Source organism: Streptomyces anatolicus, assembly GCF_019400875.1.
GTDB classification, from domain to species: Bacteria; Actinomycetota; Actinomycetes; order Streptomycetales; family Streptomycetaceae; genus Streptomyces; species Streptomyces anatolicus.
The window spans coordinates 1-11,509 of the sequence record NZ_WMBF01000194.1 but is presented as its reverse complement, the minus strand read 5'-3'; the positions used below and the strand labels follow the sequence as shown (position 1 = coordinate 11,509).

General features: G+C 71.8%; 10 protein-coding genes. 5 read left to right on the top strand and 5 right to left on the bottom strand.

The features are described from left to right. On the top strand, positions 1-561 hold a 561-nt coding region (locus tag GKQ77_RS18410; RefSeq protein WP_219689943.1), incomplete at its 5' end, for a zinc finger domain-containing protein. A gap of 128 nt (positions 562-689) precedes the next feature. Here GKQ77_RS18410 and GKQ77_RS18405 read toward each other — a convergent pair. Both GKQ77_RS18405 and GKQ77_RS18400 read right to left on the bottom strand, forming a co-directional pair. Beyond that, on the bottom strand, positions 690-1,319 hold the full coding sequence (locus GKQ77_RS18405) for a zf-HC2 domain-containing protein (RefSeq protein ID WP_219689941.1): 630 nt from the start codon (positions 1,317-1,319) through the stop codon (positions 690-692). Positions 1,320-1,392: 73 nt separating this feature from the next. After that, on the bottom strand, positions 1,393-1,908 hold the full coding sequence (locus tag GKQ77_RS18400; RefSeq protein WP_219689939.1) for a hypothetical protein: 516 nt from the start codon (positions 1,906-1,908) through the stop codon (positions 1,393-1,395). Between the two features lie 389 nt (positions 1,909-2,297). Here GKQ77_RS18400 and GKQ77_RS18395 point away from each other — a divergent pair, with 389 nt between their 5' ends. Beyond that, positions 2,298-3,455 carry a CapA family protein gene (locus GKQ77_RS18395; protein ID WP_308117705.1) on the top strand — a complete coding sequence of 386 codons (1,158 nt, stop codon included), beginning with the start codon at positions 2,298-2,300 and terminating at the stop codon, positions 3,453-3,455. 27 nt (positions 3,456-3,482) lie between these two features. Here GKQ77_RS18395 and GKQ77_RS18390 read toward each other — a convergent pair whose 3' ends face one another. Further along, positions 3,483-4,913, bottom strand: coding sequence for an amino acid permease (locus tag GKQ77_RS18390; RefSeq protein WP_219689935.1), 1,431 nt, complete (start codon positions 4,911-4,913; stop codon positions 3,483-3,485). Positions 4,914-5,033: 120 nt separating this feature from the next. Further along, positions 5,034-5,498, bottom strand: a complete 465-nt coding sequence (locus tag GKQ77_RS18385; protein WP_125516537.1) for a universal stress protein — start codon at positions 5,496-5,498, stop codon at positions 5,034-5,036. Between the two features lie 105 nt (positions 5,499-5,603). Between GKQ77_RS18385 and lysX the strand changes: the two genes are divergently transcribed. Together lysX and GKQ77_RS18375 are read left to right on the top strand one after the other, a co-directional pair. Continuing rightward, positions 5,604-8,900, top strand: coding sequence for a bifunctional lysylphosphatidylglycerol synthetase/lysine--tRNA ligase LysX (lysX, locus tag GKQ77_RS18380; RefSeq protein ID WP_219689933.1), 3,297 nt, complete (start codon positions 5,604-5,606; stop codon positions 8,898-8,900). Between the two features lie 102 nt (positions 8,901-9,002). After that, positions 9,003-9,848: a polysaccharide deacetylase family protein gene (locus GKQ77_RS18375; protein WP_219689931.1), complete on the top strand. Its 846-nt coding sequence runs from the start codon at positions 9,003-9,005 to the stop codon at positions 9,846-9,848. A 28-nt stretch (positions 9,849-9,876) separates the two neighbouring features. On the opposite strand, the gene GKQ77_RS18370 is transcribed toward GKQ77_RS18375, so the two are convergent. Then, the gene (locus GKQ77_RS18370) at positions 9,877-10,470 is read right to left on the bottom strand and encodes a class F sortase (RefSeq protein WP_372459919.1); all 594 of its coding nucleotides are present in this window, start codon (positions 10,468-10,470) and stop codon (positions 9,877-9,879) included. Between the two features lie 446 nt (positions 10,471-10,916). Here GKQ77_RS18370 and GKQ77_RS18365 point away from each other — a divergent pair, with 446 nt between their 5' ends. Further along, the gene (locus GKQ77_RS18365; protein WP_219689927.1) at positions 10,917-11,408 is read left to right on the top strand and encodes a hypothetical protein; all 492 of its coding nucleotides are present in this window, start codon (positions 10,917-10,919) and stop codon (positions 11,406-11,408) included. Positions 11,409-11,509: the final 101 nt, after the last annotated feature.

The window sequence follows — 11,509 nt, the reverse complement described above, 5'->3', positions numbered from 1 at the left end:
GCCCTGGAGACGGGGGAGGGCTTCGACCTCACGGAGGCCGGCACCCAAAAGCGCCTCGCGGTGTACGTCACCGAGGCGCCGCAGGAGATCCCCGGCATCGCCCGCCTCGGCCCCGACCCGCTCGCCCCGGACTTCGACGAGGAGCGGTTCGCCGGGCTCCTCGCGGGGGAGCGGCGGCAGATCAAGGGGGCGTTGCGCGACCAGGGCCTGATCGCCGGGATCGGCAACGCCTACAGCGACGAGATCCTGCACGCGGCCCGCATGTCCCCCTTCAAGTTGACGTCGAGCCTCACGAAGGAGGAGATCCACGGGCTGCACCGGGCGCTCCGGGAGACGCTGACGGAGGCGGTGGAGCGCTCGCGCGGTGTGGCGGCGGGCCGTCTGAAGGCGGAGAAGAAGAGCGGCCTGCGCGTCCACGGCCGCACCGGCGAGCCGTGCCCCGTGTGCGGCGACACGATCCGGGAGGTGTCCTTCGCCGACTCCTCCCTGCAGTACTGCCCGACGTGCCAGACGGGCGGGAAACCGCTGGCGGACCGGAGGCTGTCGCGGCTGCTGAAGTGAGGGGCAGCCTCTTGTTCGGGGCGGGCGGCGCGTGGTGTGGGTGCGGGCCGTTGCCGAGGGCGCGGGCCGTTGCTGAGGGTGCGGCCGTTGCCGAGGGCGCGGGCCGTTGCTGAGGGTGCGCCGGCTCGCTACAGCCGTAACGTCACCAGCCGCTCCCCGTCCGCCGTCCGCACCTCGTAGCGGTCGGTCCCATCCGGGCGCAGGGCCGCGGCGGCCGGGATCCGGGCGGTCCGCGCGGGGGCCCGCCAGGTCGTGACGGTCCGCTCCGAGCCGTCCTTGCCGACGGCGACCAGCTCGCAGACCCGGGACCGCCGCGCCGGGTCCCGCACGGTGAGCGCCAGCTCCGTCCCCCAGGCGCGGTCGTGGGCCGTCAGCGTGGCGCTGACCCCGCTGCGGCCGTCCCGCGCGCTGACCGTCCCGGGTCCGGACCCGGAGACCGCCACCAGGGTCGCGGCGGGCGCCCCGAAGGCCAGGGCGACGGCGAGGGCGGCCGCGCACAGCCGCCCCCTGCGCCGCCCGGCGTGCAGCCGGCCGACCTCGCCGAGGGTCCGGTCCAGGAGATCCGGGCCGGGCACCGGGCGGGGCTCCGTGGTGCGGCCGTAGTGCTCCAGCTGGCGCGCCGTGCCCTGGAGTTCGTCGAGCGCGAGGAGGCATACGGGGCACCGCGTGAGGTGATCCTCGAACCGGAACGCGTCCGCCTCGTCCAGGACGCCGAGCGCGTAGGCGCCGGCGTCGCGATGCCGCTCCAGGGACCTCATGGCGTTCCTTACGGTGTGGGGTGCTGCCTGCCCTCCCGTACGCAAGGGGCCGCCGAAACACTCAAGGCCCGTCTCAGAACAGCTGGATGGCCAGGTGTCCGAGCGGCAGCCCGAGCCGCCACGCGGGCGTCCACACCTTCGGCCCGTCCTCCTCGCCCGGCAGCGCCCCGCCGCCCGGCACCGCGTCCAGGTCCGGCGCGAGCAGCTCGGTCTCCTCGAGCCACCGCCAGGCGAGGTCGGCGAGGTCCAGATCGGGGCTGGGCGCGCCCGTCATGGCGGCGTCCTCCAGGAGCAGATCCATCCGCTCGCGCACCCACTCCTGCCAGATCTGGTCGTACTCCGTCAGGGAGAGCCAGGTCTCCAGCTGGGTGATCACCCGGATGCCGGAGAGTTCGCCCCTGCTGTCCGACAGGAAGATCGTCAGGGCGAGCGCGTCGCGCCCGGCGCGGTACTCGAAGGATGTGGGCGGCATCAGATCGCCGGTGCGCAGCAACTCGTCGGCGATGTACTCGGCGTACAACCACGCCATGGGCACGGTCAGTTCCCCGCCCTGGGGGTCTTCCGTGTTGCCTCTGCTCTCGTGCAGCATCCCGCTCCGCCTTCCTCCGGTCCGTGCGTGTCACCGGCCTCTGGCCCGCCCCAATCCGGAACACGGATGAGGACAGCCGATTACTCCGAGGGGGTGCTGAGCAAGGCGCTTTACGGAGGCTTGACCCGGCCCACGGTTTCCCCGCAGGTGAGCGGCCCCGTGTTGTTCGCGTCACAGGGGCTAATGATTTGACTCCCTTTCGGGGACTAGGTCGGCATTGCTCCTTGATTCATCGTTAGCTCCGCTCATTTATTCGTATGACCTGATTTCCCCCCTTTCACGGAGCCTGATCGATGACGCAGCGCGCACCGCATGCACGGCACACAGGGACCCCGGCCGCCCCACGGGCCACACCACGGCCCACCCCGAGATCCAGGAGAGGCCGAACGGTGGCCGCCGCCACGACGGCCCTCCTGATCACCGGCACCGCCGCCTGCGCCGCGGAGCCGGCCGGCGGCACCCCCGCCGGTGGAAGCACGGCCGCCGGGAGCAGGACCAGTGCGGGCGCCGCCGAGCGCAGCGCCTTCACCCTCGTCGCCTCCGGAGACGTCCTCCCGCACGCCTCGATCATCCGCCAGGCCAGAGCCGACGCGGACGGCGACGGCTATGACTTCGAGCCGATGCTGGCGGGCGCCAAGCCCGTCGTCGCCAAGGCCGACCTGGCGATCTGTCACATGGAGACGGTGTACGGGGCCAAGGGCGACTACAGCGGCTACCCCGACTTCAAGTCCCCGCCCCAGGTCGCCCGCGCCCTCAAGGCCACCGGCTACGACTCGTGCTCCACCGCCTCCAACCACACCCTGGACGACGGGGCGGCGGGCGTGCGTCGCACCCTGGACGCGCTGGACAAGGCGGGCGTCAAACACGCGGGCTCGGCCCGCTCCGCCGCCGAGGACAAGAAACCGGCGTGGCTGCGGGCGGGCGGCGCCAAGGTCGCGCAGCTCGCCTACACCTACGGCACGAACGGCTACCCGATGCCGAAGGGCAAGCCCTGGACGGTCGACCTCATCGACCGCGAGAAGATCGTCGCGGACGCCCGTGCGGCACGGAAGGCGGGCGCCGACGTGGTCGTCGTCAGCCTGCACTGGGGCACCGAGTGGCAGACCGCGCCCGACCGGCGCCAGCTGCGCCTCGGCAAGCAGCTCACCGGTTCGCGCAAGAAGGGCCGCCCGGACATCGACCTGATCATCGGCACGCACGCACACGTCCCGCAGGCGTACGAGAAGGTCAACGGCACCTGGATCATCTACGGCATGGGCGACCAGATCGCCGGAAGCATGATCAACCACGACGGCGACCACGACCCGCGCGGCAACCAGAACTCCATCGGCCGCTTCACCTTCGCGCCACCGGCTACATCGGACGGGCGGTGGAAGGTGCGCAAGGCCGAGTTCCTGCCCATGCTCTTCGACCCGCACGCCGGCCGGACCGTCCACCTCAACGCGGCGCTGCGCCGCGGGGCGGACGTGCGCGAGGTGCGCGACCGGATCCGCCGGGTCGTCCTCAGCCGGGGCGCGGCCAAGGACGGCCTGGTGATGGGCAGGTAGCACGCGCCACCGGGCAGGCAGCGCGCGTTACTCGACGGCGCGGCGCTCCGCCTTCGCCAGCTCCGACTTCCGGTAGGAGTACCCGAAGTAGATGAGCAGGCCGATCGCGAGCCACACGGCGAACCGCAGCCAGGTCTGCCACTGGAGGAACGTGATCAGCCAGATGGAGAAGACGACCCCGATCGCGGGCACCACCGGCATCCCGGGGCAGCGGAAGGTGCGCGGCAGATCGGGCTGCTTGTAGCGCAGCACGATCACCGCGACGCACACCACGACGAACGCCAGGAGGATGCCGATGTTGGTCAGTTCGGCCGCCTCGCCGATCGGCAGGAACCCGGCGATGGCGGCCGAAGCGAACCCGACGATCCACGTCACGCGCGTCGGCACGTGCCGGGTCGCGTGCGTCTTCGCGAACCACTTGGGCAGCAGCCCGTCGCGGCTCATCGAGAACCACACGCGCGTGACGCCCAGCATGAAGGTGAACATCACGGTGAGGATGCCGATGATCGCGCCGACCGCGATGACATCGGCGAGCCCGCCGAGCCCGACCGACTTGAACGCGGTGGAGAAGCCGCTCTCCGGATCGATGTCCGTGTACGACTGCATGCCGGTGAGGACCAGGCACGCCAGGACGTACAGCACCATCGAGATCGCGAGCGAGTAGAGGATCGCCTTCGGCATGTGACGCTGGGCGTCCTTGGACTCCTCGGCGGCGGTGCTCATGGCGTCGTACCCGAAGACCGCGAAGAACACGGTCGCCGCACCCGTGAACGCCCCGCTCACCCCGAAGGGGAAGAACGGCTCGTAGTTGCCGGTGTTGACGTGGAAGAACCCGACGCCGATCACCAGCAGCACGACGAGGACCTTGAGGACCACGACGACCATCTCGAAGCGCGCCGCGTTCTTGATGCCCAGCGTCAGCAGATACGCGATGAGCAGGCACAGCAGCGCCGCGAAGAGGTCGACCTTGTGCCCGTCGCCGGTGCCGGGGGCGCCCAGCATCCACTTCGGCAGCTCGGCGCCCATGTCGTTGATGAGGAAGTTGAAGTAGCCGGAGATGCCGATGGCGACCACCGCCACGATCGCCGTGTACTCCAGGAGCAGATCCCAGCCGATGAACCACCCGGCAAGCTCACCGAGGACCACATAGCCGTACGTGTACGCGGATCCGGCCTTCGGGATGAGACCCGCGAACTCGGCGTACGAGAACGCCGCCGCGGCGCTCGCGACTCCCGCGATCAGGAAGGAGACGAGGACCGCAGGCCCCGCCTTCTCGTTGGCGACGGTGCCCGCCAGCGTGAAGATGCCGGCACCGATGATGCCGCCGACGCCGATGGCGGTGAGCTGCCAGAGCCCGAGCGAACGGACGAGCCCGCCGCCCGCACCCGCCTCCGTCTCCTCGATGTGTTCGATGGGCTTGCGGCGCAGGATGCCCTGCCCCATCCGGAGTCCCGCCATGAGCTCCACCTCTTCGCGGACGGCAGTCGGCTGATGGCGGATCATGATGGCCCAGGGCGCGCCCCGACGGAAGACGCCACACCCCGCGAGCGCGGGGGTTCATTCACCGGGGGCCATCGGTCACGGCACCACCGTGACAGGCCAGCGGCCCGCCTTCACCAGGCGGACGGCGACCGAGCCGACGATGCGGTGGCCCGCCTGCTCGGAGGCGCCGACGACCACGGCGTCGGCCTTCAGCTCGTCCGCCGCGGAGACGAGACCGCTGTAGGGGTCGCCGCGGAAGGTGTGGAACTCCCACCTGACGTCGAATATGTCCTTCACCCGCTCGGCCGCGTCCCTGATCTCCGCGATGAGCCCCTCGGCGATCTCGTCCGTGGTGTCGGCGACCGGGGCGCCGAGCGCGGCGCCCGCCGCGAGCACCGGCTGGACGTACACGACGGCGAGCAGGGCCCGCTGGCGCCGGGCGAGGCCACCGGCGTACGCCGCGGCCCGCAGCGACGAATCGGAGCCATCGACTCCGACGACGATCACCTTGGGGCCGTCGGTGCCGCGTTCGAACTGGTGGTGGGACTGGTCTTCGCTCACCTTCGAGAGATTAACGGAGGCGGGCGGACCCGCCGCGGGCAGGCGTTCGACGGGGCGGGGTGCTTCGGCGCGCGCCGCGCCACGCGGCTTCTTAGAGTCGTGCCCATGAGCGTCAGCGAGGAGAACTCCGAGGCCACCGGGTTCGCAGGGCCGAGCCGTCGCCGGGACGGCCTCCTCGCCCGCGTCCCGGAGGGATTCGCCGCCTTCTTCGGCGCCCTCGGCGTCTTCTGCGCCGTCGTCGCGCTCATCCCCGCGCTGCGCCGCCTCCTCATGCCCGTCATGCGCTTCCTGGAACTCGTCACGGTCCCGGTCAGCGCCAACCTCGCGTACGCCGTCTTCCTCTTCCTGCTCGCCGCCGCGACCGCCGCCCGCAAGAAGGTCACGTGGTGGCTCGTCGTCATCTATCTGGCGCTGCTGCTCGCCTTCGACGTGCTCGGCGCGGCACTCGGCTACTGGGCCGAGTCGCTGCCCTCCTTCATCGTCTGCGGCATCGCCTTCGTCCTGCTGATCCTGGCCCGCAAGGAGTTCTCCGCCGACTCGCGGCGCGGCGCGCTGTGGCGGGCCGTCGCCGTGCTGCTCGCGGGCCTCGGCCTCGCGGTCCTGGTCGGCTGGGGGCTCGTCGAGCTGTTCCCCGGCACCCTGCCCCGCCACGAGCGCCTGCTGTGGGCGGCCAACCGCGTCTGCGGCGGCCTGATCCACGGCCACGAGTACTTCCAGGGCGCCCCGCCGCGCCCCCTCTTCTTCTGGCTCGGCCTGTTCGGCGCGCTCGCCCTCCTGAACGCCGCCGCCACCCTCTTCCGCTCCCAGCGCATGGAAGCCGCCCTGCACGGCGACGAGGAGCCCCGCATCCGCGCGCTCCTCGGCGCGTACGGCGACCAGGACTCGCTCGGCTACTTCGCCACCCGGCGCGACAAGGCCGTCGTCTTCTCGCCCAGCGGCAAGGCCGCCGTCACCTACCGCGTCGAGGCGGGCGTCTGCCTGGCCAGCGGCGACCCCGTCGGCGACCGCGAGGCCTGGCCGCACGCGATCGGCGCCTGGCTGGACGTCGCCCGGCGCTACGCCTGGGCCCCCGCCGTGATGGGCGCCTCCGAGGACGGTGCCACCGCCTACGCCCGCTGCGGGCTCGGCGCGCTGCAACTGGGCGACGAGGCGATCCTGTACGTGGCCGGCTTCGACCTGGACGGCCGGGACATGCGCGTCACCCGGCAGGCCGTGAACCGCGTACGCCGCACCGGGGCCACCACCCGCGTCCGCCGCCACTCCACCCTCACCGACGAGGAGATGGAGGAGATCATCGACAAGGCGGACGCCTGGCGGGACACCGAGACCGAGCGAGGCTTCTCCATGGCGCTGGACCGCCTCGGCGACCCCGAGGACGGCGACTGCCTGCTCGTGGAAGCCCTCGACGCGGACGGCAGGCTCCTCGCCCTGCTCTCCCTGGTGCCCTGGGGCAAGGACGGCGTCTCCCTCGACGTCATGCGCCGCGACCGCACCGCGCCGAACGGCGTCATGGAGTTCATGGTCGCCGAACTCTGCGCCGCCGCGCCGAAGTTCGGCGTACGCCGCGTCTCCCTCAACTTCGCCGTGTTCCGCTCGGTCTTCGAGGAGGGCGGCCGGATCGGCGCGGGGCCGGTGCTGCGCCTGTGGCGCAAGCTGCTGCTGTTCTTCTCCAAGTGGTGGCAGCTCGAAGCGCTCTACCGCTCCAACGCCAAGTACCACCCCGAGTGGTACCCGCGCTTCATCTGCTACGGCGACAGCGGCGCCCTCGCCCGCATCAGCCTGGCGTCCGGCATCGCCGAGGGCTTCGTCTCCGTGCCGTCCCTGCGCAAGCTCTGGGGCAAGGGCCACCAGCGGCCCCGGGGCGTCGACCGGCCCGCGACCACCGAAGGGCTGCCCTCGATCGCCGCGCTCGGCCTCGCCGGGCAGGACGGCACCGCCGGCACCGACCCCGCCGCGAAGCTCCCCGAGCAGATCCGCGTCCGGCACCACAAACTCGACCGGCTGCGCGCCGAGGGCATAGACCCCTACCCCGTGGGCCTGCCGCCCCGCACCCACCAACTGGCAGGCGTCAACCGCGACATGACGGGCGATCAGGTGACGGTCGCGGGGCGCGTCATGCTCGTACGCGACTTCGGCGGCGTCGTCTTCGCCGTCCTGCGCGACTGGTCCGGGGACCGGCAGCTTGCCCTCACCCGGGAGACGTCGGGCACCGCGCTGCTCGACCGCTTCACCGCCGGCATCGACATCGGCGACCACATCACGGCCACCGGCACCGTCGGGACGAGCGACAAGGGCGAGCTGACCGTCTTCGTCACCGACTGGCGGCTCGGCGGCAAGTGCCTGCGCCCGCTGCCCGACAAGCGGCGCGGCCTGACCGACCCCGAGGCGAAGGTCCGCCGCCGCTATCTCGACCTGGTGGCGAGCCCCGGCGCCCGCGACGTGGTCCGGGCCCGCTCCACCGCCGTACAGGCCCTGCGCCAGGGCCTCCTGGACCGCGGCTACCTGGAGGTCGAGACGCCGATGCTCCAGCAGATCCACGGCGGCGCCAACGCCCGGCCCTTCACCACCCACATCAACGCCTACGACCTCGACCTCCACCTGCGCATCGCCCCCGAGCTGTACCTCAAACGGCTCTGCGTCGGCGGCATGGAGAAGGTCTTCGAAATGGGCCGCACCTTCCGCAACGAAGGCGTCTCCTACAAACACAACCCCGAGTTCACGATGCTGGAGGCCTACCAGGCCTTCGCCGACTACGACGTGATGCTCGACCTCACCCGCGAACTCATCCAGGGCGCCGCGACCGCCGCCTTCGGCAGACCGGTGGCGTACAAGGACGGCGTCGAGCACGACATCTCCGGGCCCTGGCCGGTCAAGACCGTGTACGGGGCGATCTCCGACGCGCTCGGCGAGGAGGTCGACGCGGACACCCCGCTGACGGCCCTGCACCGGCACTGCGACCGCGCCGCCGTCCCCTACAAGCCCGACGACGGCCGCGGCGACGTCGTCCTCGAGATGTACGAGCGCCTGGTCGAGGAGCGGACGAAGCTGCCCACCTTCTACAAGGACTTCCCCACCGACGTCTCCCCGCTCACCCGCCAGCACCGCACCGACCCGCGCCTCGCCGAACGCTGGGACCTCGTCGCCTTCGGCACCGAACTGGGCACCGCCTACTCGGAGTTGACCGACCCCGTGGAGCAGCGCAGACGCCTCACCGCGCAGTCGCTGCGCGCCGCCGGGGGAGACCCCGAGGCCATGGAGCTGGACGAGGACTTCCTCGACGCCCTGGAGTACGCGATGCCGCCCACCGGAGGCCTCGGCATCGGCGTGGACCGGCTCGTCATGTTCCTCACCGGCCTGACCATCCGCGAGACCCTGCCCTTCCCGCTGGTCCGCCGCGCCTGATCCACCGAGTCCGACCAGTGTGCCGCGTCTGATCGGGTGCTTTCGGGGGCCGCCCCGGTGTTGGTGATCCGCGACGGGCTGCGGCCATGCGACGGATTAGTCATGAAAGACGATCAGCTGACGCCAGGGCGCCGGCTCGTGCTCCGCGCCGCCGCGGCACTGGGCGCCGCCGCGGCCGCCGGATGCACGGCCACGGGCGGCCAGGACGCCCCCGGGCCCACCGCACCCAGCGGCGCGCCCGCCGCGGGCCCACCGGCCCGCCGCGCCCTCAAGCCCTCCGCGTACCGCCTCCAGCCCATGGCGGGATACGGCCCCCCGCGCTCCGCACGCGTCCTGCCCCGGGTCCGCAAGGCACCGATCCTGCGCGTGGACGGGCACGACCGCTCGATGGTGCTGACCTTCGACGACGGGCCCGACCCCCGCTACACCCGGCCCATCCTGCGGACGCTGCGCAGATACGACGTCCGCGCGATGTTCTTCGTATGCGGGGAGATGGCCGCCGACAACCCGGACCTGCTGCGCGAGATGGCCGACGACGGGCACCTGATCGGCAACCACACCTGGAGCCACCCGCTGCTGCCCAAGCTGAAGCGGTCCACCATGCGCGAGCAGATGGAGCGCACCTGCGACGTCATCGAGGACGTGACCGGCGAGCCTCCCGCGTGGTTCCGGGCCCCCTACGGCGCGTGGAACCGCAACGCCTTCCAACTGGGCGCCGCACTCGGCATGGAGCCGCTGGCCTGGACCGTCGACACCCTCGACTGGACCGAGCCGGGCGCGAGGGCCATCGTGCGGCGCGTGCGCGCGGGCGCGGGACCCGGCGTCGTGGTGCTCTCGCACGACGCGGGCGGCGACCGCTCCGGCAGCGTGGACGCCCTGCGCACCTACCTTCCGGAACTGCTCGAATCCGGCTACCGCGTCACGGTCCCGGGCCGCTACGCGACGTGACGCGCCCTTCGCCCGTCGGGCCGGCGTGTCAGCGCACGGCCGTCAGACGGGCGAAGACGACGACGTTCCCGTCGTATCCCGACTGTTTGGAGAAACCGCCGCCGCAGGTGATGACGCGCAATTCGGGAGTTCCGCCGTTTCCGTAGACCCGCTTTCCGGGGAAGTTGTTCTTGTCGAACACCTCAATGCCGTAGATCTTGAAGATCGCGGTCTTCTTGTCCCTGCGCCGGACCTCGACGTGCTGCCCCTTCTTCAGAGAACCGAGGCCGTAGAAGACGGCGGGCCCCCGCTGATTGTCGACGTGGCCGACGACCACGGCCGTGCCCTGCTCGCCCGGCGAGACGGCGCCAGTGAACCAGCCCGCCAGATTGGAGTCCTCGGGCGGCGGCGCGTCCACCCACCCCTCGGAGTCCAGGCCCACCGCCATGACCGGCGCGTCCACCTGGATGCCCTTGATGCGGATGCGCTCGGCGGGGGAGAAGGTCAGGGGCGCGGGCGCGTCGCGGCCCGCCTCGGGCTCGCGGTCGGCGGCCGCGGCGGACGCGGGCTGCGGCGGGCCCACGTCGAATTCCCCCGAGCCGTTTCGGATGAGCGCGAGGCCGGTCAGCAGGACGAGCGCCATCACGCCCCACGGGGCGCGCTTCTTCTGCTTTTCGTCCTCCTGGGAACCCTGGGAATCCTGAAATTCGAACTCGTCGGCCGGATGGGACGAAGGCATTCTCTATCCCCTCTCAGACGCGGCGGGCGCGCCGCGTCCGTTGCGCGTACCAGAACGCTAAGCGCGAGCGGCGCGGCGTGCGAAAGGGCGGGAGCGAACGGGTGGCGTCCCCCGCCCGGTGCGCCATCCGGGTCGCCCCCGGACAGGAAATTTCTGACACTCCGTGACCTGCGGTGATGTCCGCTCGCGCGCACACGGCTCGGCGTGTCGTCTCACCAGGACGGCCGATCCCCGAAATGCGGGCCCGCGCACGTCATCTGAGGGTCGGTCTGGGAGGCGCTTCCGCCGATCGACCGGGGACGGTACCCCCGGGGCGCTTCCCGCGGAGGATTGCCATGCGTACTTCTCGTATGCGTACCACTCGTGCCCTCGCGGTCGCCGCCGCGGCAGGCGCGGTCGTGGGGCTCGCCGCCCCGACCGCGTCCGCGTGGGCCGACCCGACCAACCTCGTGGCGATGCCCAGCGTGATCCCGCGGGGCGGGCATCTGACGGTCACCGTCGACGGCTCGTCCTGCCAGACCGGCGGCAAGATCACCTCGCATGCCTTCCCCGACACCAACCTGCACCCGATCCCGGGCGGCACCACGTCGAGCGCGACCGCCGTCGTCCACAAGCACGCCACGCCGGGCGCGTACGACATCACGGCGCACTGCGGTGGCAAGACCCTCACGCGCCCGGCGGCGTTCACCGTCATCCACGGCGGGGTGCGCGGTGGCTTCGGCGGCAGCTCGCACTCGGGGGCGACGAGCACCGACATGGCGATCGGTGGCGTCCTGGTGGCCGCCGCGGTGGTCGGCGGTGGTGTGTTCTGGATGCGCCGCCGGTCCGAGAACCGCGTCTGACCCACCGGTCGGAGAACCGCGTCTGACCCACCGGGCGGACCCGGCGCGACCCCCTTCCGCGCCCCGACCGCCCTTCTCCCGCCGCATCGCACGTGTCACCG